This window comes from Vibrio salinus, assembly GCF_021272385.1.
In the GTDB taxonomy this organism is placed as follows: domain Bacteria; phylum Pseudomonadota; class Gammaproteobacteria; order Enterobacterales; family Vibrionaceae; genus Vibrio; species Vibrio salinus.
Window position 1 is genome coordinate 601651 of record NZ_JAJSDZ010000009.1, and the last position, 24678, is coordinate 626328.

Annotated in this window: 20 protein-coding genes; 18 read left to right on the top strand and 2 right to left on the bottom strand. The window is 42.8% G+C overall.

Features of this window, described 5'->3' with window-relative positions; translation table 11 throughout:
- Positions 1 to 19: 19 nt before the first annotated feature.
- Together glnD and map are read right to left on the bottom strand one after the other, a co-directional pair.
- A complete protein-coding gene (glnD, locus tag LRQ06_RS10935; protein WP_232766359.1) occupies positions 20 to 2641 on the bottom strand; it encodes a bifunctional uridylyltransferase/uridylyl-removing protein GlnD in 2622 nt (873 codons plus the stop codon).
- A gap of 110 nt (positions 2642 to 2751) precedes the next feature.
- Complete coding sequence (gene map / locus LRQ06_RS10940) at positions 2752 to 3594, bottom strand: type I methionyl aminopeptidase (RefSeq protein ID WP_232766360.1); 843 nt, start codon at positions 3592 to 3594, stop codon at positions 2752 to 2754.
- A 331-nt stretch (positions 3595 to 3925) separates the two neighbouring features.
- On the opposite strand from map, the gene rpsB reads away from it, so the two are divergent.
- The 18 genes from rpsB (at position 3926) to tilS (ending at position 24652) form a co-directional block, all read left to right on the top strand.
- Positions 3926 to 4663 (top strand): 30S ribosomal protein S2, encoded by a 738-nt coding sequence (gene rpsB / locus LRQ06_RS10945; protein ID WP_232766361.1) that lies wholly within the window; start codon positions 3926 to 3928, stop codon positions 4661 to 4663.
- A gap of 130 nt (positions 4664 to 4793) precedes the next feature.
- Positions 4794 to 5636 (top strand): translation elongation factor Ts, encoded by an 843-nt coding sequence (gene tsf, locus LRQ06_RS10950; RefSeq protein WP_232766362.1) that lies wholly within the window; start codon positions 4794 to 4796, stop codon positions 5634 to 5636.
- A gap of 150 nt (positions 5637 to 5786) precedes the next feature.
- Positions 5787 to 6512: a UMP kinase gene (gene pyrH / locus LRQ06_RS10955; protein WP_232766363.1), complete on the top strand. Its 726-nt coding sequence runs from the start codon at positions 5787 to 5789 to the stop codon at positions 6510 to 6512.
- Positions 6513 to 6554: 42 nt separating this feature from the next.
- On the top strand, positions 6555 to 7112 hold the full coding sequence (gene frr, locus LRQ06_RS10960) for a ribosome recycling factor (RefSeq protein ID WP_232766364.1): 558 nt from the start codon (positions 6555 to 6557) through the stop codon (positions 7110 to 7112).
- Between the two features lie 89 nt (positions 7113 to 7201).
- The gene (uppS, locus tag LRQ06_RS10965) at positions 7202 to 7954 is read left to right on the top strand and encodes an undecaprenyl pyrophosphate synthase (RefSeq protein ID WP_232766365.1); all 753 of its coding nucleotides are present in this window, start codon (positions 7202 to 7204) and stop codon (positions 7952 to 7954) included.
- A 13-nt stretch (positions 7955 to 7967) separates the two neighbouring features.
- Positions 7968 to 8813, top strand: a complete 846-nt coding sequence (locus LRQ06_RS10970; protein ID WP_232766366.1) for a phosphatidate cytidylyltransferase — start codon at positions 7968 to 7970, stop codon at positions 8811 to 8813.
- 57 nt (positions 8814 to 8870) lie between these two features.
- Entirely contained in the window at positions 8871 to 10076 is a 1206-nt protein-coding gene (ispC, locus tag LRQ06_RS10975) for a 1-deoxy-D-xylulose-5-phosphate reductoisomerase (protein WP_232766367.1), read from the top strand.
- 4 nt (positions 10077 to 10080) lie between these two features.
- On the top strand, positions 10081 to 11439 hold the full coding sequence (gene rseP / locus LRQ06_RS10980; protein WP_232767163.1) for a sigma E protease regulator RseP: 1359 nt from the start codon (positions 10081 to 10083) through the stop codon (positions 11437 to 11439).
- Between the two features lie 52 nt (positions 11440 to 11491).
- Complete coding sequence (gene bamA / locus LRQ06_RS10985; RefSeq protein ID WP_232766368.1) at positions 11492 to 13909, top strand: outer membrane protein assembly factor BamA; 2418 nt, start codon at positions 11492 to 11494, stop codon at positions 13907 to 13909.
- 14 nt (positions 13910 to 13923) lie between these two features.
- Positions 13924 to 14436 (top strand): OmpH/Skp family outer membrane protein, encoded by a 513-nt coding sequence (locus tag LRQ06_RS10990; RefSeq protein WP_232766369.1) that lies wholly within the window; start codon positions 13924 to 13926, stop codon positions 14434 to 14436.
- Positions 14437 to 14443: 7 nt separating this feature from the next.
- Complete coding sequence (lpxD, locus tag LRQ06_RS10995; protein ID WP_232766370.1) at positions 14444 to 15472, top strand: UDP-3-O-(3-hydroxymyristoyl)glucosamine N-acyltransferase; 1029 nt, start codon at positions 14444 to 14446, stop codon at positions 15470 to 15472.
- 110 nt (positions 15473 to 15582) lie between these two features.
- Positions 15583 to 16014 carry a 3-hydroxyacyl-ACP dehydratase FabZ gene (gene fabZ / locus LRQ06_RS11000; RefSeq protein ID WP_232767165.1) on the top strand — a complete coding sequence of 144 codons (432 nt, stop codon included), beginning with the start codon at positions 15583 to 15585 and terminating at the stop codon, positions 16012 to 16014.
- Between the two features lies 1 nt (position 16015).
- A complete protein-coding gene (gene lpxA, locus LRQ06_RS11005; protein WP_232766371.1) occupies positions 16016 to 16804 on the top strand; it encodes an acyl-ACP--UDP-N-acetylglucosamine O-acyltransferase in 789 nt (262 codons plus the stop codon).
- Between the two features lie 125 nt (positions 16805 to 16929).
- Positions 16930 to 18084 carry a lipid-A-disaccharide synthase gene (gene lpxB / locus LRQ06_RS11010; RefSeq protein ID WP_232766372.1) on the top strand — a complete coding sequence of 385 codons (1155 nt, stop codon included), beginning with the start codon at positions 16930 to 16932 and terminating at the stop codon, positions 18082 to 18084.
- A gap of 1 nt (position 18085) precedes the next feature.
- A complete protein-coding gene (rnhB, locus tag LRQ06_RS11015; RefSeq protein WP_232766373.1) occupies positions 18086 to 18715 on the top strand; it encodes a ribonuclease HII in 630 nt (209 codons plus the stop codon).
- A gap of 59 nt (positions 18716 to 18774) precedes the next feature.
- Complete coding sequence (gene dnaE, locus LRQ06_RS11020; protein ID WP_232766374.1) at positions 18775 to 22254, top strand: DNA polymerase III subunit alpha; 3480 nt, start codon at positions 18775 to 18777, stop codon at positions 22252 to 22254.
- A 44-nt stretch (positions 22255 to 22298) separates the two neighbouring features.
- Entirely contained in the window at positions 22299 to 23258 is a 960-nt protein-coding gene (gene accA / locus LRQ06_RS11025) for an acetyl-CoA carboxylase carboxyl transferase subunit alpha (RefSeq protein ID WP_232766375.1), read from the top strand.
- A gap of 77 nt (positions 23259 to 23335) precedes the next feature.
- Positions 23336 to 24652 carry a tRNA lysidine(34) synthetase TilS gene (gene tilS / locus LRQ06_RS11030; protein ID WP_232766376.1) on the top strand — a complete coding sequence of 439 codons (1317 nt, stop codon included), beginning with the start codon at positions 23336 to 23338 and terminating at the stop codon, positions 24650 to 24652.
- The last annotated feature ends 26 nt before the right edge of the window (positions 24653 to 24678 follow it).

Below are 24678 nucleotides of genomic sequence, written 5' to 3' on the forward strand. Positions count from 1 at the left end.
TGAAATTTTGGGATTAAAATTAATTCCGCACCAGCTCATCGACATGTTCGGTTAATTTTTCTCTGAGCTCTGTCTGCTCTTCTTCGCTAAGCTGCCGGTTATTCTTAGTTGTGATAATGAATAAGTCTTCGGCTCTTTCTCCCATTGTTGTTATTTTTGCGGCAAGTAGGCTATAACCCATCTCAGCGAAAGTCGCTCCGACTGTTGCCAGTAAACCTGGCATATCTAGCGCCACAAATTCCAGTGGTGTCCGTTTTTTGCTTTTCGTTGGCAGAAAATCCACTTGTGTTTTAACGGTAAAATGTTGTAGCTGGCTTGGTGTCCGGCGGGTTTTATGCAAGGATGGTGTGCCTTTCGCTAATGCATTACGGATATTTTTGATGATGCTATCATGGCGTTCTTCATCAATGGTATCTCCGTTTTGGTCCAGCACGATAAACGTATCAAGAACAAAGCCATCCTTGCTGGTCATAATTTGAGCATCGTGAACATTGAATCCCCGTCGATCTAACTCGGCAACGACCGTTGCAAAGAGGGCATGCTGATCTTTGCAATAGACGAAAATTTCAGTCCCCCCCCGGGTTGCTTTTTTACTCACTAGCACCATTGGTGTATCCGGTGCCGGGTTGTTTAGAATGTGTGAACATTGCCAGGCAATCTGATTATGAGTATGACGCAGAAAATAATCGGCTTTAAATCTTTGCCAGATGACATCGATTTCTCTGGTTGTGAATCCTTCCTTACGTAGTAATGCTGAGGACAGATGCTTGTTATGTCGGATACGTTCCCGTACATCGACCGGATTTTCAAGTCCCCGGCGCATAGCTCTCTGAGTGGAATAGAAAAGCTCTGCCAGCAATGTTCGTTTCCAGCTGTTCCAGAGTTCCGGGTTAGTTGCACAGATATCGGCAACGGTCAGGCAAACTAAGGACTCGAGATATTCTTCATCTCTGACTATTTTTGCAAATTCGAAGATAACTTCAGGATCGTAAATATCACGTCTCTGAGCTGTAACGGACATTAGAAGGTGATTTTTGACCAGCCAGGATACCTGTTTCGCTTCCGGTTTTGATAGCCCGTGGTCAATACAGAAATCATAGGCTTCGACGGCGCCGATTTCTGAGTGATCACCTCCTCTTCCTTTGCCTATATCGTGGAAAATAGCGGCAAGGATGAGTATTTCCCGTTTTTGCAGGCGGGGGAAGACTTCACAACAAATTGGATGTTTGGGCTGATTGCCGGGATCTGAAAAGCGGTTAATGTGTTTTAATAACCGGATACTGTGTTCATCAACGGTATATACATGGAATAGGTCGAACTGCATTTGTCCGACAATATGGCTCCATTGGGGCAGGTAAGTCGCAAGGACACCATGTTGATGCATCAGGCTGAATGCTTTGTTGAGTGAGTTAGGATGACGTACCAGTTCTAAAAACTTGTCACGGGCAGCCGGAATGGTACACAGAAAAGTATTCAGGTGGCGGCGCGCGGTTCTCAGCTCACGCATAGTCGTAGGGGCTACGCCATCAATTGTTGAATCATTGGCAATCTGGATATACATATCCAGAATGGTTTCTGGTTTATCCTGAAACAGATGAGGAATCCTGACTTCGATCAGATTGTCCCGTTTTTGGAATTCGTCATTAATGATTTCCGGATCAAATTCTTCACCGTCATTTAAGATAGCCTGATCAAAGAGCTTTATCAGCATTCGGTTAAGTTCGGCAACTCTTCTTAGTGTCCGGTAAAACTCTTTCATCATTGTTTCAACCGGAAAATTACCTTCTCCGGAAAACCCTAAGCGCTCAGCTACGGGAGCCTGATAAGCAAATGTCAGGCGGTTATCGTAACGTTTCAGCTCCATGTGCAGAGCAAACCGGACACGCCATAAGAAGTCCTGACATTCCGTTAGCTCCCGGTATTCTGCATCTGTTAAAAAGCCATTGTTACTCATTTCAAGTAACGAGGTTGCGCCAAAATGACGCCTTGCTATCCAGCCAAGAGTATGGATATCCCGGAGCCCACCCGGAGTTGATTTGATGTCCGGTTCCAGATTATAGGTCGTATCATGGTATCTGGCATGTCGTTCTGACTGCTCCTGTATTTTTGCTCTGAAAAAAGCTTCTGTCGGCCAGAATGATTCGGAAAGGATAACCAGTTTTAGTTGATAAAAGAGGTCACTGCTTCCGGTGAGTAAACGAGCTTCCTGAAGATTGGTGGCAACGGTTAAATCCTCTCTTCCAATGTCGGAGCATTCATTGACCGTTCTGACGGCGTGACCGACTTCAAGTCTTAAATCCCATAGCAGAGTAATAAAGTCACTGACTTTCGTTTGTATTTCTGGTGAGATTTTATTTTTGCATAAGATAAGAATATCGATATCCGATAACGGGTGAAGTTCTCCTCTGCCATATCCGCCTACGGCAATAAGGCCCATTTTATCATCGTCAAACTGATACTTTTTCCATAATCGCTGTAGCAGTTCATCCATGTAATGCGATCGCCCAAAAACCAGTTCACTTACGGAATGACGTTGGGCAAATAAGGTGTTCTGGTATTCAGCAAATTGGTCCAGCTGATTTTTTAGCTGTGATATAGAGAGTTGATCGTCGGTTAATGTTGATGGCGATTGAAATGACATACCTGCTTCCGTGCAAACTAAATTCTGATGAGTGCAAATTTATCAGAGAATCCGATAAAAAAATATCCCTGAGCATCAGGGATATTTTTATGAGGGAAATGAAAGTGAAATTATGAATTATGCATGACTCTGGGAATGGATTCTTCTTCTCTTAATGTGAGTACTTCACATCCATCTTTGGTAACCAGTATGGTGTGTTCCCATTGCGCTGAGTTTTTCCCGTCAGCAGTATAGACTGTCCAATTATCGTCACTATCCAGGCGACAACCGAATTTTCCGGCATTAATCATTGGCTCGATTGTGAATATCATTCCTTCCTGCAGTATGGTCCGATCATTATTTCGGTAATGAACGACCTGAGGCTCTTCGTGGAAGCCTTCACCAATACCGTGACCACAGTAATCTTTAACAATAGAGAACTTCATCCGGGGATTATTCTTATTGTTTGTTTTAACATGTTTTTCAATCGCGGTACCAATTTCGCCAAGGCGTAATCCGGGTCTGACGAGTTTCATTGCCAGATACAAACTTTCCTGCGCTACCATACAAAGGCGTTTATCTGCCGGTGATACCTCTCCAACCATAAACATTTTTGATGTATCTCCGTGATAGCCATCCTTAATAACGGTGACATCGATATTCATAATATCGCCGTTTTTCAGAACTGCCGGACGTGAAATATCGCCAAACCGAGAATCTTCTACAGCAGGGATACCGTGGCAAACGATATGATTAATTGAAGTGCAAATGGATTTGGGAAAACCATGATAGTTCAATGGTGCCGGAATAGCATCCTGAACTTCTGTAATGTGCTTGTGGCAAATTTGATCGAGCTCTTCCGTTGTCACACCCACTTTTACATAAGGTTCGATCATTTCCAGTAATTCCGCAGCGAGCTTACCCGCTACGCGCATTTTTTCTATTTCTTCTGCGGTTTTTATTTTTACAGACATCGGCTTTCTCTACAATTTACCTGCACATATGTGCTAATCGCTATATTGTAACAATGAAGAAGGTTACTGCAAGATCATAACTGATATTCATTAGCATGTACGAAATAACGCTATAATCTTACGAAATTCCAGAATTTTTTCTGGTAACAATACCGTAAAATATGGTATAAATCGCGCCGGATAAGGGTTTATTATCTTCTGTATGGCGATATAGACAATTATCTTCAAACTGATTATTTAATTCACACACATTTCGACACGTATTCCGGGGTGCTCTTGAGAGTCGGTAATATGGGAAATGTGGAGGCCTAACCCCATAGAGGATTTAAAAATGGCAACTGTATCAATGCGCGATATGCTGAAAGCTGGTGTTCACTTTGGTCACCAGACTCGTTACTGGAACCCAAAAATGAAACCATTCATCTTTGGTGCCCGTAATAAAGTTCATATCATCAACTTAGAAAAAACAGTCCCAATGTTCAACGATGCACTAGCTGAACTGGCTAAAATCGGTGAGAAAAAAGGAAAAGTTCTTTTCGTTGGTACTAAACGCGCTGCATCTGAAGCGGTTAAAGAAGCTGCTGTTGCAAGTAACCAATTCTACGTTAACAACCGCTGGTTGGGCGGTATGCTAACAAACTGGAAAACTGTTCGTCAGTCAATCAAGCGTCTTAAAGAGCTTGAAAGTCAATCAACAGATGGCACATTTGATAAACTAACTAAGAAAGAAGCTCTGATGCGTACTCGCGAAATGGAGAAGCTGGAGAAATCTCTTGGTGGTATCAAAGACATGGGCGGTCTGCCTGATGCGCTATTCATCATTGATGCTGATCATGAACATATCGCAGTTAAAGAAGCTAACAACCTGGGTATCCCTGTATTTTCAGTCGTAGATACTAACTCTAACCCTGATGGCGTTGATTACGTTATTCCTGGTAACGATGACGCGATTCGCGCAGTTCAGTTATACCTAAACGCAGTAGCAGAATCGATCAATGAAGGTCGTAACAAAGATGTTGCAGCGATTGCAGCAGCTACTGAAAAAGACGGTTTCGTAGAAGCTGAATAATTGCGGCTCTAAGCCAATCCTGATCTTTACGACATAATTTTGCAGTATAGATTAGGTTATAGTTAGCATTAGGGGCCCGATAAAACAGGCCCCTAATTTTTACCACACAGAATCAACTGAGGAATAGAGAATGGCTGTTACTGCTGCTCTAGTTAAAGAACTGCGTGAACGTACTGGCGCAGGTATGATGGAATGCAAAAAAGCGCTTGTTGAAACCGATGGTGACATCGAAGTTGCAATCGAAAACATGCGTAAAAGCGGTGCTGCAAAAGCGGCTAAAAAAGCAGGAAATGTAGCCGCTGAAGGTATCATCGTAATCAAACAGGCTGACGGTGTTGCTGCACTTCTTGAAGTTAACTGTCAAACAGACTTTGTTGCTAAAGATGGTAGCTTTAATGCATTTGCAAACAAAGTTGCTGAAGATGCACTGGCAACAAAAGCAACAGATAAAGAACTTCAGGCTAAATTTGAAGAAGAGCGTATTGCGCTTGTTGCAAAAATCGGTGAGAACATGTCTATCCGTCGTGTTCAATACATCGAAGGTACTGCAATTGCTGCTTACAGCCATGGCACAAAAATTGGTGTTGTTGTTGCAGGTGAAGGCGATGCTGAGACACTAAAACACATTGCAATGCACGTAGCAGCTTCTCGTCCTGAATATCTGACTCCTGCTGATGTACCTGCAGAAGTTGTAGAGAAAGAAAAAGCGGTTCAGGTTGAAATCGCAATGAACGAAGGTAAACCAGCAGAGATTGCAGAGAAAATGGTTATTGGCCGTATGAAGAAATTCACCGGCGAAATCTCTCTTACTGGTCAGCCATTTGTTATGGAACCTAAGAAATCGGTTGGCGATATCCTGAAAGAAACCGGTGCTTCCGTTTCCGGTTTCGTTCGTTTGGAAGTAGGCGAAGGTATCGAGAAGAAAGAAGAAATGAGCTTCGCTGAGGAAGTTGCAGCCGCTCAGAAAGGTTAATCTTTGATTGACTGACAGAGTTAAAGACCGTAGCTAAGGCTGCGGTCTTTTCGCGATATAAGCCAGTTAATCGTGATGAATAATGCGTTATCGATATAGCGTTTATTCATGACTGTTAATCACACAACTCAGTTTTAGAAGGTAATAACCATGACAACAAATCCTAAACCAGCATATCAGCGTATTTTGTTAAAACTTAGTGGCGAAGCTCTTCAGGGTGAAGAAGGATTCGGTATTGATCCTGCTGTTCTTGAACGTATGGCTCAGGAAGTCAAAGAACTTGTTGAATTAGGCGTTCAGGTCGGTTTAGTTATTGGTGGTGGCAATCTGTTCAGGGGCGCTGGGCTTGCAGAAGCCGGTATGAATCGTGTTGTTGGTGATCATATGGGAATGCTGGCTACGGTAATGAATGGTCTTGCGATGAGAGATGCATTACATCGTGCTTACGTTAATGCCCGTGTTATGTCTGCTATTCCTTTAAACGGTGTTTGTGACGATTATAACTGGTCGACGGCTATCAGAGAGCTTCGTCAGGGACGCGTTGTCATTTTTTCTGCCGGTACCGGTAACCCATTTTTCACTACAGATTCAGCCGCATGTCTGCGTGGTATTGAAATTGAAGCTGACGTAGTTCTCAAAGCAACAAAAGTAGACGGTGTATTCACAGCAGATCCGGTAGCCAACCCTGATGCTGAGCTGTATGATAAGCTGACTTATAGCGATGTCTTAGATAAGGAGCTTAAAGTAATGGATTTGGCTGCATTTACTTTAGCCCGTGATCATAAGATGCCAATTCGCGTATTCAATATGAATAAACCAGGTGCGCTTCGTCGCGTCGTAATGGGTGAAACTGAAGGTACATTAATTTGTGCTTAAGTTAATGCCTGTAAGGTTAAAATAACAATCAAGGTGATGTTTGTGATTAATGAAATCAAAAAAGACGCTCAAGAGCGTATGGACAAGAGCGTAGAGGCACTTAAAAATAACCTGAGTAAGGTTCGTACCGGACGTGCACACCCTAGTTTGTTAGCTGGTATTTCAGTTGAGTATTATGGTGCCCCCACTCCTCTTAACCAGGTAGCGAATGTGGTAGCCGAAGATGCTCGTACTCTGGCGATTACTGTTTTTGATAAAGAGCTAACTCCGAAAGTTGAAAAAGCCATTTTGACCTCTGATCTTGGATTAAATCCGATGTCTGCCGGAACGGTGATTCGTGTACCGTTACCACCATTAACAGAAGAACGCCGTAAAGATCTTGTGAAAATTGTTCGCGGTGAAGCGGAAGGTGGTCGTGTTGCGGTAAGAAATATTCGTCGGGACGCCAATAGCGAACTGAAAGCACTTTTGAAAGATAAAGAAATTTCAGAAGACGAAGATCGTAAAGCTCAGGATGAAATTCAAAAACTGACAGATGTAGCTGTTAAGAAAATTGATGATGTTCTGGCTGCAAAAGAAAAAGAATTAATGGAAGTTTAATTTTTCATGCGTTTTAAAGCGCTGGGCTTATGTGAAGGCACAGCGCTTTTTTATTCAAAGCTTACGATAGTCAAAATTATTATATAATCATGCAGAATTTAACACTTTCGTCAGAAGCTTTACCAAAACACATTGCTGTTATTATGGATGGTAATGGTCGTTGGGCCAAAGAAAAAGGGAAACCAAGGGTTTTTGGCCACAAAAATGGGGTAAAGGCCGTTCGGCGAACAATTTCTACGGCAACTCAGTTAGGTATTCAGGCTATCACTCTTTTTGCCTTTAGTAGCGAAAACTGGCGTCGCCCTCAAGATGAGGTTGGCGTACTTATGGAACTCTTTTTTTCAGTATTAACCACCGAAGTAAAAAAGCTCCACAAGAACAATCTTCGATTGAGGGTGATTGGGGATTTGTCTCGTTTTAGTAAGCGGCTTCAGGATAAGATTGCATCAGCAGAATCCCTTACCGAAAATAATACAGGAATGGTCGTTAATATTGCGGCGAATTATGGCGGAAAATGGGACATTACCAATGCCGTTCGCCAGCTCGCTGAAGATATTTCTGGTGGAATTCTCTCGTCATCAGATATTACTGAACAAAGTATTGCCCAATATTTAACAATGTCGGATTTGCCTGATGTTGATTTGTTGATTCGTACCAGTGGGGAGTGTCGCATCAGTAACTTTATGTTATGGCAACTTGCTTATGCAGAGCTTTATTTTACACCGACATACTGGCCGGATTTTAATGAAGATAGTTTAGTTGATGCAATAACATGGTATGTCAACCGGGAACGTCGGTTCGGGTGTACTGGAGAGCAAATTAAAGCACTACTGGATAAATAATAAGGTTTTTAATTTGAAACAAAGAGTTATAACAGCTTTAATATTAGCCCCACTGGTTATATTTGGCATTTTTCTACTTCCGCTTCCCTGGTTTATGTTTGCGATTGCTATCGTCACATTAATTGGTTTTTGGGAGTGGACTCAGTTTATTAATATTGAAGCGAGAATAACGGCTTTTCTGCCAGCGTTTCTTGTCTCTGTAATTTGTCTGTATTTGTTTAGTTCATCGTATGGCATTCATCATCACCACATTAACTTTTATATGATGGCCTTACTTTCTGTCGCTGTTGTGTGGTGGTGTATTGCCAGTGTACTGGCAATAACCTACCCAAAAACCTGTGCCTTTTGGAAGCATTCGAAATTATTACCTCATTGTTTTGGCTTTCTGACTTTAATCCCTTTTTTCTGGAGTATTGTTGCTCTTCGAACTGAATTTATGGATGAGCAATTTTACCATGGTGCGAAACTGGTAATGTACGTTTGTTTCATTGTGTGGGCAGCGGACAGTGGTGCTTATTTTTCCGGAAGGTTATTTGGCCGGCACAAAATGGCGCCGTCAGTCAGTCCTAATAAAACGATTGAAGGCCTGATTGGTGGTATTATTGCTGCGATGTTTGTGGGATACCTTTTTGCTGGTTGGTTTGAGATTACTTTTACGTCAATGCTTTCAATGCTTAGTATTATTTTTGTCACTGTGGTGTTCTCTGTTCTTGGCGATTTGGTTGAAAGTATGTTTAAACGCGTTGCCGGAATTAAAGACAGTAGCCATATTATCCCGGGGCATGGTGGAGTGCTTGACCGAATTGATAGCCTCACCGCCGCATTTCCTGTGTTTGCCTTTTTGTATTTTTTAGTCTGATGTGTTCGTTAAAATAATTATTTTGCTTATTTATCAGGTGGTAATAAGAAGATAGTAATGAAGAAGATAACAATTCTTGGCGCAACCGGTTCAATCGGTGACAGTACATTTAAAGTGATGGAGAATAATCCGGATGATTTTTCCGTTGTTGCTTTAGTTGCCGGAACGAATGTTGGGAAAATGTGCCGATTGTGTCAAAAATGGCAGCCCAAATATGTTGTTATGAAAGATGAAGGTGCAGCAAAAGCGCTTTCACAGCAGCTAGTCAGTCTCGGTCTTACTAAAATTTGCATCGAATATGGTGTTGATGCAATGTGTCAGGTTTGTTCTTTAGATGAAGTCGATGTCGTTATGTCTGCTATCGTTGGTGCTGCAGGGTTGAGACCGACAATGGCTGCTATTAAAGCGGGAAAGCGAATTCTGCTTGCAAACAAAGAGTCTCTGGTTATGTCTGGTCAGTTATTCATGTCAGCGATTCGGGAATTTGGTGCAGAACTTCTACCGGTAGATAGTGAGCATAATGCTATATTCCAGTGTTTACCTGCCGAAGCCCAGGCATCTCTTGGCTATTGTGAACTTGATAATTTAGGAGTTTCTCACATTTTACTGACAGGTTCTGGAGGCCCTTTTCGTTATAGTCCCGTTAATTCGTTAGTGGATGTCACTCCTGAGCAGGCAATTGCTCATCCAAATTGGTCAATGGGTCCGAAAATATCCGTTGATTCTGCCACAATGATGAATAAAGGATTGGAGTATATTGAAGCAAAATATTTATTTAATGCTTCAGTTGAACAATTAAAAGTACTAATTCATCCTCAGTCTGTTATTCACTCAATGGTACAGTTTAAGGATGGGTCAACGATCGCTCAGATGGGGGAGCCGGATATGGCGACACCGATATCGCTGGCGATGGCATATCCTGATAGAATTAATGCGGGTGTTAATAAACTGGACTTCAGTCAAATTGGTGAATTGACTTTTATTGAGGTAGATTATCATCGTTACCCATGTCTGAAACTGGCTATTGACGCTTGCTATGAAGGGCAATTTGCTACCACGGCGCTGAATGCTGCGAACGAAGTTATGGTTGATGCATTTTTACAACGCCGTATCGGGTTTACTGATATTGCGGCGTTAAATGAGAAAGTATTGGAAAGAATATGCTCCGGAGAGAACCCTTCCAATCAATTAGATTTAGAAAGCATCATCGATTTGGATAACACATCCAGATTATATGCACAACAAATCCTGAATGAGTACTGATTATATGACAGGCATTTTGTGGAATTTGGTATCGTTTCTTATTGCATTAGGCATTTTGGTGACGGTTCATGAGTTCGGTCACTTTTGGGTTGCCCGTAAGTGTGGTGTTAGAGTAGAGCGTTTCTCCATTGGTTTTGGCAAGGCCATCTGGAAAAAAACTGGCCGGGATGGTACTGAGTACAGTGTGTCAATGATTCCACTTGGTGGCTATGTCAAAATGCTGGATGGCCGGGTTGAGGAAGTGCCTCCGGAATTGAAGTCACAGGCCTTCGATCATAAACCTCTAAGCCGAAAAGCAGCCATCGTAGCCGCCGGGCCTGTTTTTAACTTTCTTTTTGCGATTTTTGCATACTGGATTATTTTTATGGTTGGTGTTCCATCCGTAAAGCCAGTGGTTGGAACCGTTGTTCCTGATTCCATTGTGGCTAAAGCCGGTTTGCAAAAAAATATGGAAATCATATCGGTTTCAGGGGTGAAAACGCCAGATTGGGAAACCGTTAATATGGAGTTGGCTTCTCATATTGGTGATACTTCGATGCAGATGACTGTGGCATCACCAGATTCCATTGGTAATTCACAAAAGTTAAATATTAATCTTACCTCATGGAACTTTGACCCGGAAAAAGAGTCTGCTATCAGAGCATTAGGATTTGCTCCTTATACTCCAGATGTAACGACAACCGTTGCTCAGGTGATTAAGGGAGGAGCTGCAAAGGAAGCCGGGTTAAAGAACCGGGACGTAATTGTTAACGTGGGTGGACATCCGGCGACGAACTGGGCCCTGGTTGCAGAGCAAATTAAACAGAGTCCGAATAAACCTTTATCGTTAACCGTTCAGAGAAAAGGGCAAAACATATCTCTGACCATCGTCCCTAAAGAGAAAAGATTGCCTTCAGGAGAGGTGATTGGTTTCGCCGGAATTGCTCCAAAAATGGAAGCATGGCCGACTGGGTACCGTTATGAAATACAATATGGTCCGGTTGAATCCGTTGGAAAAGCAATAGAGAAAACCGGGCAATTGATTTCACTGACGGCCGTAATGTTGAAAAAACTGGTGGTTGGTGATGTAGGGCTAAGTAATCTAAGTGGTCCGATTTCGATTGCAAAAGGGGCAGGGACGACTGCAGAATATGGTTTTATTTATTTTTTAGGTTTTCTTGCGCTTATTAGTGTTAACTTAGGAATCATTAACTTAGTTCCCTTACCTATGTTAGATGGTGGTCATTTGATGTTTTTTGCAATTGAAGCCATTATAAGACGCCCGGTTCCTGAAAAAATACAGGAAATAGGGTATCGCATTGGTGGGGTTATTATTTTTTCATTGATGGCTATTGCGTTATTTAATGATTTTACTCGTCTGTAATCAATTTGCATTCGGCTAGTTTAGGTTGTGTTTAGGAATAATTAGAACAGAGATGGCAATAAAGAAGTTTTTTCTGGCAACAATGCTTTTAAGTAGCGTATCAGCTTTTGGTTCTGATAGTTTTGTTGTGCGGAATATAAAGGTCGAAGGGTTGCAGCGGGTAACTTTAGGTGCTGCATTGCTGAAAATACCAGTTCGTGTTGGCGATACTGTTGGTGATAAGGATATTTCGGACACAATACAAGCCCTCTATGCGTCAGGTAATTTTGAAGACGTAAAAGTCTTACGGGACGGTGGTGTGCTTATTGTTCAGGTAAAAGAAAGGCCTACTATTTCGAGTGTGTCGTTTTCTGGAAATAAAGCCATCAAAGATGAACAGTTAAAACAAAATCTGGAAGCCTCCGGTATTAAAGTCGGTGATGCGTTAGACAGGACGACTCTGGGAAACATTGAGAAAGGTCTAGAGGATTTTTATTATAGCGTTGGTAAATATAATGCGACGGTAAAGGCGGTAGTTACACCTCTTCCCCGGAACCGGGCTGATTTAAAATTTGTTTTTACTGAAGGCGTATCCGCGAAAATTCAGCAAATTAATTTTATCGGGAACACTGTTTTTAGTGACAAACAGTTGTTATCCAAATTTGATTTGGAAGCGGATGTGGCTTGGTGGAATTTTCTGACCAGCGATAAATATCAGAAGCAGGTGTTGGCTGGTGACTTAGAAAAACTGAAATCTTTCTATCTTGACCGGGGATATTTAAAGTTCCAGATTACATCAACTCAGGTCTCCATATCTCCTGATAAAAAAGGAGTATACATCACACTGACTGTCCATGAAGGAAAACCGTACCGGGTAAATGATGTGACGTTCAGAGGTGACTTAATTGGCAAAGATGCAGAATTTAAAGCACTAAATCCATTTCATAAAGGTGATACCTATAAAGGTTCCCTAGTGACTGGTATTGAAGATGGTGCGAAGAAAATTCTGGGTGAAGCTGGGTACGCTTATCCGAATGTCAGAACAACGCCGGTTTTTGATGATGATGACCAAGAGGTTTCATTGGTTGTTCATGTTGATCCGGGTAAACGAATTTATGTCCGTAATATTCGTTTTGAAGGTAATACGGTAACAAAAGATGAGGTGCTCCGCCGGGAGATGCGTCAAATGGAAGGCGCATGGCTAAATTCTAAAGCGATTGAAACGGGCAAAACTCGTCTGAATCGCCTGGGATTTTTTGAAACGGTTAATGTTAAAACGGTTCGGGTTCCCGATTCAGAAGATCAGGTTGATCTGGTTTATGATGTAAAAGAAGCAAACTCAGGAAGTATCAATTTTGGTGTCGGTTATGGTACTGAATCCGGACTGAGTTTTCAGGTTGGTTTACAACAGGAAAACTTTCTTGGTACGGGTAACAATGTCGGAATATCCGTATCAACCAATGATTACTCGAAAAATGTTACCTTGAACTATAAAGATCCATACTGGAATCTGGATGGGGTAAGTCTGGGCGGAAAAATATTTTATAATATTTATGAAGCCGGTGACGATGGTATTGTTGATTATACCAATGACAGTTATGGTGCCAGCTTAACGTGGGGCTTCCCCGCAGATGAGCTGAACCGTTTTGCTTTTGGCGTCGGCTTTACTCACAATGGTATCGGTAACTTATCGCCGTATTTGCAAATCGAGAAATTCCTCCAATCACAGGGACTTGATTTTAACAGCTCGGAAGTTAATTTTTCTACGGATGATTTTGATATCAACCTGACCTGGACACGTAATAATCTGAACCGGGGGTATTTCCCTACCTCTGGTAATTACCAGAGAGCTTATTACAAGATGACTGTACCAGGTTCTGACACTCAGTGGTTTAAGATGCAGTACGATGTTCGTCAGTATTACCCGATAACGAAGTCTGAAGATTTTACTCTGTTGTTACGAGGTCGTCTGGGTTACGGTAATGGTTATGGTAAAACAGGGGACAATGATAATTTGTATCCTTTTTACGAGAATTTCTATGCCGGTGGTTTTTCAACCTTGCGAGGCTTTAGCTCTAATACTGCAGGACCTAAAGCGGTATTTAAAAGCTATGCCGACAGTAATAACGGAACCTTGTATGGTTCTGATGAATCTGCCGGGGGGAATGCAACAGCGCTTGCAAGCGTTGAGTTGATTGTTCCAACACCGTTTGTTTCCGAAGAGACTCGAACTCAGATGAGAACCAGTGTTTTCTACGATATGGCCAGCGTTTGGGATACGGAGTTTGACTACAATAGTGCCGGGGCTGATTATAATAATGAGTACTATTATGATTATTCGGATCCTACTAACTATCGTTCGTCTGTCGGAGCCTCGATTCAGTGGATTTCTCCAATGGGACCGCTGGTCTTTGCAATAGCGAAACCAATTAAAAAATACGATGGTGATGATGAAGAGTTCTTCTCATTTACTATTGGCAGAACATTTTAATAAATGAGGATATTATGTTAAAAAACCTTGTAAAAGCGGCAGGAGTCAGTCTGGTTATTCTTAGCTCTTCTATGTACGCGCAGGCGGCAAATGCTGCACAGAAAATTGCTTACATTAATACGGCAAAAGTTTTTCAGGCTCTTCCTCAACGGGAAGTCGCATTACAGAAAATGCAAGATGAGTTTAAAGATCGTGCAAATGAGCTGAAAAGTCTGAAAGAAGAAATTAAAACGAAAGTAGAAAAACTGAAGCGTAACAGCTCACTAATGAGTAGCGATGAAATAGAAAAACTTCGTATTAATATCGGTCAGCTGGACAGTACTTACAAAATCAAAGCTCAGGCTTTGGAAAAGGCATCCTCTCAGGCGGAAGCAAAGGCAAAACATAAACTGTTTAAAATTATTCAGGGTGCAGTTGCAAAAATTGCTAAAAAAGACGGTTACGATTTTGTTATCGATGTTCAGATGATGCAGTACGGCAATCCGGCGTACGATATTTCAGATAAAGTGATTAAACAGTTAAAATAGAGTACTTATGACTATGGTTACGTTAGGCCAGTTAGCTGAGGTTACAGGCGGTAAGGTCATTGGTGATGAGTCAGTGGAAATCGTGTCTGTTGCACCAATGGGCAAAGCGGTCTCCGGACAAATTACTTTCTTGTCCAATCCCAGATACGCTAAGCATCTGGAGTCTTGCCAGGCGTCAGCGGTAATGGTAAAGGAATCTCAGCAGTCACTTTGTCCTCAAAATGCATTAGTTGTTGATGATCCCTATGTGGCTTTTGCCCGGGTTGCTCAGGTTCTGGATTCGACACCGAAACCAGCATCAGGTGTCGCCCCTTCGGCGGTTATTGCTGAAGATGTGGTGATGGGAAATGGGGTTTCTGTCGGTGCTAATGCCGTGATTGAATCTGGTGTCGTTCTGGGTGATGATGTTGCGGTTGGGGCCGGATGTTTTATCGGAAAGAACTCAAAACTTGGTAAGAATACTAGGTTGTGGGCTAATGTGACTATTTATCATTCTGTTTCTGTTGGTGATAATTGCCTGATTCAGTCAGGAACTGTGATCGGAGCTGACGGGTTCGGTTATGCTAATGAAAAGGGTGAATGGATAAAAATCCCTCAGTTGGGTGGCGTTGTCATCGGTAATCGTGTTGAAATCGGCGCTTGTACCTGTATCGATCGCGGTGCACTTGATGATACCGTTATCGAAGATAATGTTATTCTGGATAATTTGCTTCAGATTGCGCATAACGTTCATATTGGTTATGGGACGGCAATGGCTGGTGGAACAGTTGTTGCCGGTAGTACATCTATAGGTAAATACTGTATTATAGGTGGTGCAAGCGTGATTAACGGGCATATCGATATTGCTGATGGTGTGACCATTACCGGTATGGGAATGGTGATGAGAAGTATCTCAGAAAAAGGGATGTACTCATCAGGTATCCCATTACAGTCAAATAAAGAATGGCGTAAAACAGCCGCTCGTGTTCACCGTATTGATGATATGCATAAGCGCCTTAAGGCGGTAGAAAAAATGCTGGATCAAAATGCGGAATAAGAATGTTGCTTTTTACAAAAAGCTCGCCAATTGCGGGCTTTTTTTGATTATAATGCTGCATAATTTTGTTTTGAAATAGGAAGATGACCTTGACTACTGAAAAGAAAACGATGGATATCACTGAGATTCGTTCTCTCTTACCACACCGCTACCCGTTTTTGTTAATTGACCGAGTGACTGATTACGAAGAAGGTAAATACCTTGTCGGACTGAAAAATGTCTCGGTTAATGAACCTCAGTTTACTGGTCATTTCCCGCAGCTTCCGGTTTTCCCCGGTGTTCTGATTCTTGAAGCAATGGCTCAGGCTACCGGTCTTCTGGCGTTTAAAACATTTGGCGCACCAACTGAAAATGAGCTGTATTATTTTGCAAGTATTGATAATGCGAAATTTCGTAAACCAGTAACGCCTGGAGATCAGCTCATTGTTGAAGTTGAATTCTTGAAAGAACGTCGTGGTATTGCTTTATTTAATGGTGTGGCAAAAGTAGACGGTGACGTTGTCTGCTCTGCTGAATTAAAATGTGCTCGCAGAGAATTTTAATATGATACATGAAACCGCCCAAATACATCCCAGTGCGATTGTTGAAGACGGTGCCGTAATTGGTGCAAATGTAAAAATTGGCCCGTTTTCTTATGTTGATAGCAAAGTTGAAATCGGCGATAAGACGGAAGTCTTATCTCACGTCGTGATTAAGGGACCATGTAAAATTGGAAAACAAAATCGCATCTTTCAGTTCGCATCCATTGGCGAAGCGTGCCAGGATCTTAAATACAAGGGCGAAGATACCCAACTGGTTATTGGTGACCGTAATACGATTCGTGAAAGTGTAACGATGCACCGTGGTACGGTTCAGGATCGTGGTATTACGACGGTTGGTAATGACAACCTGTTTATGATTAATGCCCACGTAGCACATGATTGTGTTATTGGTGATCGTTGTATCTTTGCTAATAATGCGACGCTAGCCGGCCACGTAACTGTCGGAGATCAGGCGATTATTGGTGGAATGGCTGCCATACATCAGTTCTGTCATATCGGTGATCACTGTATGTTGGGTGGTGGTTCTATTGTTGTTCAGGATGTGCCACCGTACTTTATGGCTCAGGGAAATCACTGTGCGCCATTTGGTGTTAATGTGGAAGGTCTTAAACGCAGAGGTTTTGAAAAATCGGAGATTCACGCGATTCGCCGGGCATATAAATCACTGTATCGTAAAGGACTGACTCTGGATGAAGCAAAAGAAGAAATTGCTCAGGAAGCCGGGGAGTATCCGTCATTAGCATTGTTACTGGCATTTTTGAACAAGTCTGAACGTGGTATTATTCGTTAAGCTTGGACAGAAAGACAGAAAGACAGAAAGACAGAAAGACCGATATAGTCTCTGGCTAGCGGTCTTTTTTTCATATTGGAAAGGTCAACGGCCCGGATTATAAGTGAGCCCGAGTAGTAAACGAAATGACGGTAAATAATTCAGAATTAACAATTGGTATTGTTGCCGGTGAAATGTCCGGAGATACATTGGGTGAAGGCCTGATAAAGTCGATAAAGACACGATACCCTAATGCCAGATTTGTCGGTATTGGCGGGCCTGGAATGATTGCTCAGGGATGTGAAAGTCTTTTCGAAATGGAAGAGTTAGCCGTCATGGGGCTCGTTGAAGTTCTTGGACGACTTCCCCGGTTATTGAGAATTAAATCGGATCTTGTCTCTTTTTTTCAGCAATGTCAGCCTGATGTTTTTATCGGCATTGATGCTCCGGATTTCAATTTGCGTTTAGAAAAAGATCTGAAAGATGCAGGCATAAAAACAGTCCATTATGTGAGCCCTTCCGTTTGGGCATGGAGGCAAAAAAGGATTTATAAAATTGCTGCTGCCACGAATCTGGTGTTGGCTTTTTTGCCCTTTGAAAAAGCGTTTTATGATAAGTTTAACGTTCCATGTGAATTTATAGGACATACATTAGCCGATGCAATTCCTATGGACTCTGATAAGCTGCTGGCAAGAAAAGAATTGAATTTAGATCCCCAAAAGCGCTGGTTAGCCGTGCTTCCTGGTAGCCGTGGCAGTGAGCTTAAAATGCTGTGTGAGCCGTTTATCAAAGCCTGCCAGTTGATTGCAGAGCAGGAAAACAATATCGGTTTTGTTGTTGCGCTGGTTAACCAGAAACGCCGGGAACAGTTTATATCAGTCTGGAAAACGTTGGCTCCGGAGCTTAATTTTGTTTTGGTGGATGATACGGCCAGACACGTTATAGCGGCTTCGGATGTCGTTATGCTGGCATCGGGAACGGTAGCTCTTGAATGTATGCTGGTTAACCGGCCAATGGTTGTTGGGTACCGGGTTAATGCGATTACCGCCTGGCTGGCAAAACGTTTGGTGAAAACTGAGTTTGTCTCATTGCCTAATATTTTGGCCGATAAGCTTTTAGTGAAAGAATTTTTGCTGGAAGAGTGTACGGCTGAAAACTTATCTGAAGAAGTGGTAAGGTTGTTCAATAGTGATACGTCGGATTTAGAGGACGCCTTTTCTGAAATGCATCACTGGATACGAAAAAATGCAGATGAGCAGGCTGCTCAGGCTGTTTTACGCTTGATTGGGAAAAGTTGTTAGCATGAAATATGGTTCAAAAGAGTTAGAATCATTCTCATATCCTGATGGATTCCAGCGATTTGCCGGTGTTGATGAGGTAGGGCGTGGGCCTTTGGTTGGTGATGTTGTCACTGCCGCTGTTATTCTGGATCCGGACCGTCCGATTGAAGGTTTAACCGATTCTAAAAAGCTTTCTGAAAAAAAACGGTTAGCGCTATTTCCGGAAATCAAAGAAAAAGCATTGGCCTGGTCTATTGGACGATGTTCCCCGTCAGAAATTGATGAACTCAACATATTGAATGCGACCATGTTGGCGATGAAAAGAGCTGTGGAAGGATTATCCGTTCAGCCGGATTGTGTCCTGATTGATGGCAACAGAATACCACCCGGCTTAGCCGTACCGGCAACAGCCGTTGTTAAAGGCGATCTTCGGGTTGCTCAGATTAGTGCTGCCTCTATTCTTGCAAAAGTCGTTAGAGATGCGGAGATGGAAGAGCTGGATAAGCAATATCCTCAGTTTGGCTTTGCCAGACATAAAGGTTATCCCACCAAAGTGCATTTGGAAGCCATAGAGAAATACGGTGTTATTGACTCGTACCGCAAGAGTTTTAAGCCTGTTAAGCTGGTCCTGGAAAAAATGGTTGCGAAATGATCCCGTTTTTTATTTATGCTCTGAATCAGAATATTTTTCCAATAAACAGGTATTTTTAAATGTCAGAACCTAAGTTTATTCATCTTAAAATGCACAGTGACTTTTCCATGGTTGATGGATTGTCAAAGGTCCCGCCTTTGGTAAACAAAGTGGCTGAGATGGGGATGCCAGCGATGGCTCTGACAGATTTTACTAACTTATGCGGTTTAGTGAAATTTTATGGGGCGGCACATAAGAATGGTATCAAGCCCATTGTTGGTGCTGACTTTTTAGTTCAGTCGGAAGAATTTGGAGAAGAATTGACCCGGCTGACGATTCTTGCGGCGAATAATGTTGGGTATAAGCATCTGACATTGTTGATTTCAGATGCTTACCTGAGGGGAAATATTCAGCATCAGCCGGTGATTGATAAAGAATGGCTTATTAAACATAACGAAGGACTGATTATTTTAAGTGGCGCCAGACAGGGAGATGTCGGACGGGCTTTGCTGAAAGGTAATCAGGCGTTAGTTGAGCAGTGCGTTGAATTTTATCAGCAGTATTTCTCTGATCGATATTACCTGGAACTGGTTCGTACCGGCCGGTCAGATGAGGAGTCTTACCTGCATTTCGCTGTTGAGCTTGCCGAACAAAAAGACCTTCCTGTCGTGGCGACAAACGATGTGGTCTTTCTTAGCGAAGATATGTTTGAAGCTCATGAAATCCGGGTTGCGATTCATGATGGTTATACGCTGGAAGATCCTCGCCGGCCCAAGAACTATAGTGCACAGCAGTATCTTCGTAGTGAAGAGGAAATGTGTGAGTTATTTCGTGATATACCAGAAGCTCTTGAGAACACCGTCGAAATAGCGAAAAAGTGTAATGTCACTATCAGGCTTGGGAAATACTTCCTGCCAAACTTCCCGACAGACGGGATGGAAATTGAAGAGTATTTGATCAAAAAATCCCGCGATGGGCTGGAAGAACGTTTAGCGTTTCTTTTCCCTGACCCGAATATCAGAGCTCAGCGGCGGCCGGAATACGATGAACGTTTGGAAATAGAATTAGGTGTTATCAACCAGATGGGGTTCCCGGGGTATTTCCTTATCGTGATGGAATTTATCCAATGGTCAAAAGATAATGATGTGCCCGTTGGACCTGGCCGGGGTTCCGGTGCCGGGTCACTGGTTGCTTATTCATTAAAAATTACGGATCTGGACCCGCTGGCATATGACCTTCTTTTCGAACGTTTTTTGAACCCGGAACGAGTATCCATGCCTGACTTTGATGTCGATTTTTGTATGGATAAACGGGATTTAGTTATTGATCATGTTGCGGATATGTATGGTCGGGATGCGGTTTCTCAGATCATCACCTTTGGTACGATGGCTGCTAAGGCAGTTATCCGTGATGTTGGTCGTGTACTGGGACATCCATTTGGGTTCGTTGATCGTATTTCCAAAATGGTTCCGCCAGATCCGGGGATGACTCTGGAAAAAGCGTTCAAAGCGGAGCCAGCATTGCAGGATCTGTATGACAGTGATGAGGAAGTTCATGAACTCATCGATATGTGTCGCATTCTTGAGGGCTGTACCCGAAATGCAGGTAAGCATGCAGGTGGGGTTGTTATATCACCCACGACTATTACTGATTTTGCGCCTATTTATTGTGATGCAGAAGGTAAGCATCCGGTTACTCAGTTTGATAAGAATGACGTAGAAACGGCAGGCTTGGTTAAGTTTGACTTCCTTGGACTCAGGACTTTAACTATTATTGACTGGGCTTTAGGGTTAATTAATCCAAGACGGAAAAAGCAGGGGTTGGATCCTGTCAGAATTGAATCGATTGATCTGGAAGATCCGGCTTCTTTTAAAAATTTGCAGAACTTTGAAACAACAGCGGTTTTCCAGCTTGAATCCCGGGGTATGAAAGATTTGATCAAACGTCTTCAGCCCGACTGTTTTGAAGATATTATTGCGCTTGTCGCCCTCTTTCGTCCCGGTCCGTTACAATCAGGCATGGTAGATAACTTTATCGACCGGAAGCATGGCCGGGAACCGGTGTCTTATCCGGATGAGAAGTGGCAACATGAATCACTGAAGGAAATTCTGGATCCAACTTACGGGATTATTCTTTATCAGGAACAGGTCATGCAGATCGCGCAGGTTCTTGCTGGTTACACACTTGGCGGTGCAGATATGTTACGTCGGGCAATGGGTAAGAAAAAACCGGAGGAAATGGCGAAGCAAAGGGCTGTTTTTGAAGAAGGCGCAATAAAAAATAACGTTGACGGCGAACTTGCTATGAAAATCTTTGACCTGGTAGAGAAATTTGCCGGTTATGGATTCAACAAATCGCATTCTGCTGCTTATGCGTTAGTTTCGTATCAGACGTTATGGCTTAAGACGCATTTCCCTGCTGAGTTTATGGCGGCTGTAATGACTGCCGATATGGATAACACTGAGAAAGTTGTCGGACTGGTTGACGAATGCGCCAGGATGAAACTGAAAGTGCTGCCGCCGGATATCAATGCAGGACTCTATCGTTTTAATGTTGATGATTCCGGTGCCATCGTCTACGGCATCGGTGCTATTAAAGGGGTTGGAGAAGGTCCTATAGATGCCATTCTGGAAGCACGTGAATCCGGTGGCTATTTTAAAGATCTGTTTGACTTCTGTGCGCGTATTGATCTAAAACGAGTCAATAAACGAGTCATTGAGAAATTGATTTATGCGGGAGCATTAGATAGATTAGGCCCTCACAGGGCGGCAATGATGGCATCATTGGATGATGCGGTAAAAGCTGCGAGTCAGTATAAGCAGGCTGAATCATTTGGTCAGACGGATATGTTTGGCGTATTGACAGATGCTCCTGAAGACGTCGAACAAAAATACCGTCAGGTACCTGAATGGCCGGAAAAAGTGTGGCTGGAAGGCGAACGGGAAACGTTGGGTCTTTATCTTACTGGTCACCCTATCAATCGTTACCTCAGAGAACTTAAGCATTATACAAGTTGTCGGTTAAAAGATTTAACGCCAACCCGACGGGATCAGTCGATGACGGTCGCAGGATTGGTCATTGCCGTTAAGGTGATGACCACAAAACGCGGTTCCCGAATTGGTATTGTTTCTCTGGATGACCGGAGTGGGCGATTAGAAGCGATGTTATTTTCTGATGCGCTGGATCAGTATGCAGATTTGCTGGAAAAAGATAAAATTCTGATTCTTACGGGACAGGTCAGCTTTGATGACTTTAACGGTGGGCTTAAAATGACGGTCCGGGAGGTGATGGGGCTTGACTCTGCGCGGGAAAAACACGCAAAAAGTTTGTCCCTATCTGTTTATCGTGAACAGGTAGATAAACCTTTTTTTGAACGTTTTTGTCAAATACTGGAACCGCATAAGTCAGGTAGTGTACCAGTTCATGTATACTACCAACGAGAAAATGCACGCGCCAGACTTACTCTGGGAACGGAATGGCGGATTACGCCAAGCGATGATTTATTATACGAATTAAAACAGCTACTTGGCCAAGATCAGGTAGAACTAGAATTTAACTAAAATTTCAGCTTACTGTTATAAAGCTGAGAACAAAGGATCGGTAAATGAGCCTGAATTTTTTAGAGTTTGAAAAACCTATTGCTGAATTAGAAGCCAAAATTGAAGCGCTTAGAGATGTTACTCGTCATGGGGGAGACACATCTGTTGATTTGGATAAAGAAATTGAGTTGCTGGAAAAAAAGAGTATTGAGCTTAAGAAGAAAATTTTCAGTGATCTCGGTGCCTGGCAGGTCGCCCAGTTAGCCAGGCATCCTTTGCGTCCTTATACACAGGATTATATTGAAAAAATCTTTACTGATTTTGATGAGTTAGCCGGTGACCGTGCTTACGCTGACGATAAGGCGATTGTCGGTGGTATTGCTCGTCTGGATGGTCGTCCGGTTATGATTATTGGACACCAGAAGGGGCGGGAGACAAAAGAAAAAGTGATTCGTAATTTCGGTATGCCTAAACCGGAAGGGTACCGGAAAGCTTTGCGTTTAATGCAAATGGCTGAGCGTTTTAACATGCCGGTTATTACCTTTATTGATACAGCAGGAGCCTATCCCGGAGTGGGTGCTGAGGAACGTGGTCAGTCAGAGGCCATTGCCCGGAACCTGAAAGTGATGGCGGGTTTAAATGTTCCTGTTATCTGTAATGTGATTGGCGAAGGTGGCTCTGGTGGTGCTTTGGCAATTGGTGTCGGTGATTACGTGAATATGCTGCAGTACTCAACGTATTCGGTGATTTCACCGGAAGGCTGTGCATCCATTTTATGGCGTGATTCAGAGAAGGCACCTCAGGCCGCAGAAGCGATGGGATTAATTGCCCCTCGTCTGAAAGAGTTAAATCTGATTGATAGCATTATTGAAGAACCACTGGGTGGTGCTCATTCGGATCATGATAAAATGGCTGAGAACATGAAAGCGACGTTGCTTGCTCAGCTATCTGAACTTACTTCTCTGGATACTGAATCTTTAAGGGAAAGACGTTATCAGAGATTGATGAGCTACGGCTATTGCTAGCTGCATTGATAAATGTGTAAAAGGGTTGGTAACTGAACCAACCCTTTTTCTTAGGAATTTTTGCCAGGCTAACCAAAATGGATTTAGTTGAATCATTTAATCAAACACTTCATCAGTATCTGAAAAGTAAGAGTCGGATTGTTCTGGCACTAAGTGGCGGTATTGATTCCAGAGTTATGTTGCAGTTGCTGCATGAATTTGCTTTGATTCATCCTATGTATCCGGTCTTGGCTGTTCATGTTCATCATGGTATCAGCCCTAATGCGGATCAATGGGCGAAAATGTGCCAGATTTGGTGTCATGAAGTGGATATCCCATTTCATCTTGAAAAGGTCAGACTTGGTGATTGCCGGGGAAAGAGTCTTGAACAGATGGCAAGAACGGCCCGTTATGAAGCATTGAAGCACTATATTGGTTCAGATGACTTGTTGCTGACGGCACAGCATGGTGATGATCAGCTTGAAACCTTCTTATTAGCGTTGAAAAGAGGAAGTGGTCCAAAAGGGCTATCTGGAATGGCAGAATGTCAGTCATTTGATAATGGAGTATTGGTCAGGCCTTTTTTAAATTGTACCCGTCAACAGATTGAAACGTATGCGAATTATCATCAGTTAGAATGGGTGAATGATGAAAGTAATGATGATATCCGGTATGAGCGTAATTTTATTCGCCATAAAATCACCCCAATACTCGATTCCCGCTGGCCACATATTCGTTCGTCTGTACAGCGCAGTGCTGAGCATTGTGCCCGGCAGGAACAATTGATTGAATATCTTCTCGCTGATGAGTTGTGCCGGTTAATGGGAGATAAGGATAGTCTTGAGATTGATGCACTTACAAAGAAACCGGAGATTGTCCGGTCTCAGTTGCTTCGTCTATGGCTGTCTTCCCTTCAGGTTCTTATGCCAAGCAAGAAACATCTACAAATGATCTGGTCAGAAGTAGCTCTGGCAAAAGTGGATGCCAATCCGGTGTTAAGAATGGAAAATAAGCAAATTCGACGTTTTAACGGGCGATTGCATTGTCTTGATATATATACGGATATTTCAGAGTGGACATCTGACCTTCATATCGGTTGTCCGGTGGTTTTACCCGATGGTCTGGGGCGGTTAACTCTGAAACCAGTGGTGGAAGTGGGGCGGTTAAATTCAAAAATATTGAATGGCTCTCTAAGGGTGGTTTTCAATCCTGAAGGGGTAATGGCTACACCAGAAAAGCGTCATGGTAAAAAAACGCTGAAATACTGGTTTCAGGAATATGGTGTACCAAGCTGGTTACGTCGCCGTACGCCCATTCTTATGTCCGGTAATGAAGTGGTCTCTGTGGCCGGATTATTTGTTTGCCGTGCTTATGCCGGAGATGAGTTTGAATTAGTATGGGAAAATACCGATTAATCATCGTCAATATGATGGTAGGGACT

Bases quoted from the DNA above. Each gene is read 5' to 3' on its own strand.
- dnaE (WP_232766374.1), top strand. From the start codon at position 18,775: ATGTCAGAACCTAAGTTTATTCATCTTAAAATGCACAGTGACTTTTCC.
- rseP (WP_232767163.1), top strand. From the start codon at position 10,081: ATGACAGGCATTTTGTGGAATTTGGTATCGTTTCTTATTGCATTAGGC.
- ispC (WP_232766367.1), top strand. From the start codon at position 8,871: ATGAAGAAGATAACAATTCTTGGCGCAACCGGTTCAATCGGTGACAGT.
- glnD (WP_232766359.1), bottom strand. From the start codon at position 2,641: ATGTCATTTCAATCGCCATCAACATTAACCGACGATCAACTCTCTATA.
- uppS (WP_232766365.1), top strand. From the start codon at position 7,202: ATGCAGAATTTAACACTTTCGTCAGAAGCTTTACCAAAACACATTGCT.
- pyrH (WP_232766363.1), top strand. From the start codon at position 5,787: ATGACAACAAATCCTAAACCAGCATATCAGCGTATTTTGTTAAAACTT.
- map (WP_232766360.1), bottom strand. From the start codon at position 3,594: ATGTCTGTAAAAATAAAAACCGCAGAAGAAATAGAAAAAATGCGCGTA.
- bamA (WP_232766368.1), top strand. From the start codon at position 11,492: ATGGCAATAAAGAAGTTTTTTCTGGCAACAATGCTTTTAAGTAGCGTA.
- lpxD (WP_232766370.1), top strand. From the start codon at position 14,444: ATGACTATGGTTACGTTAGGCCAGTTAGCTGAGGTTACAGGCGGTAAG.
- rnhB (WP_232766373.1), top strand. From the start codon at position 18,086: ATGAAATATGGTTCAAAAGAGTTAGAATCATTCTCATATCCTGATGGA.
- fabZ (WP_232767165.1), top strand. From the start codon at position 15,583: ATGGATATCACTGAGATTCGTTCTCTCTTACCACACCGCTACCCGTTT.
- lpxB (WP_232766372.1), top strand. From the start codon at position 16,930: ATGACGGTAAATAATTCAGAATTAACAATTGGTATTGTTGCCGGTGAA.
- lpxA (WP_232766371.1), top strand. From the start codon at position 16,016: ATGATACATGAAACCGCCCAAATACATCCCAGTGCGATTGTTGAAGAC.
- accA (WP_232766375.1), top strand. From the start codon at position 22,299: ATGAGCCTGAATTTTTTAGAGTTTGAAAAACCTATTGCTGAATTAGAA.
- LRQ06_RS10990 (WP_232766369.1), top strand. From the start codon at position 13,924: ATGTTAAAAAACCTTGTAAAAGCGGCAGGAGTCAGTCTGGTTATTCTT.
- rpsB (WP_232766361.1), top strand. From the start codon at position 3,926: ATGGCAACTGTATCAATGCGCGATATGCTGAAAGCTGGTGTTCACTTT.
- tsf (WP_232766362.1), top strand. From the start codon at position 4,794: ATGGCTGTTACTGCTGCTCTAGTTAAAGAACTGCGTGAACGTACTGGC.
- tilS (WP_232766376.1), top strand. From the start codon at position 23,336: ATGGATTTAGTTGAATCATTTAATCAAACACTTCATCAGTATCTGAAA.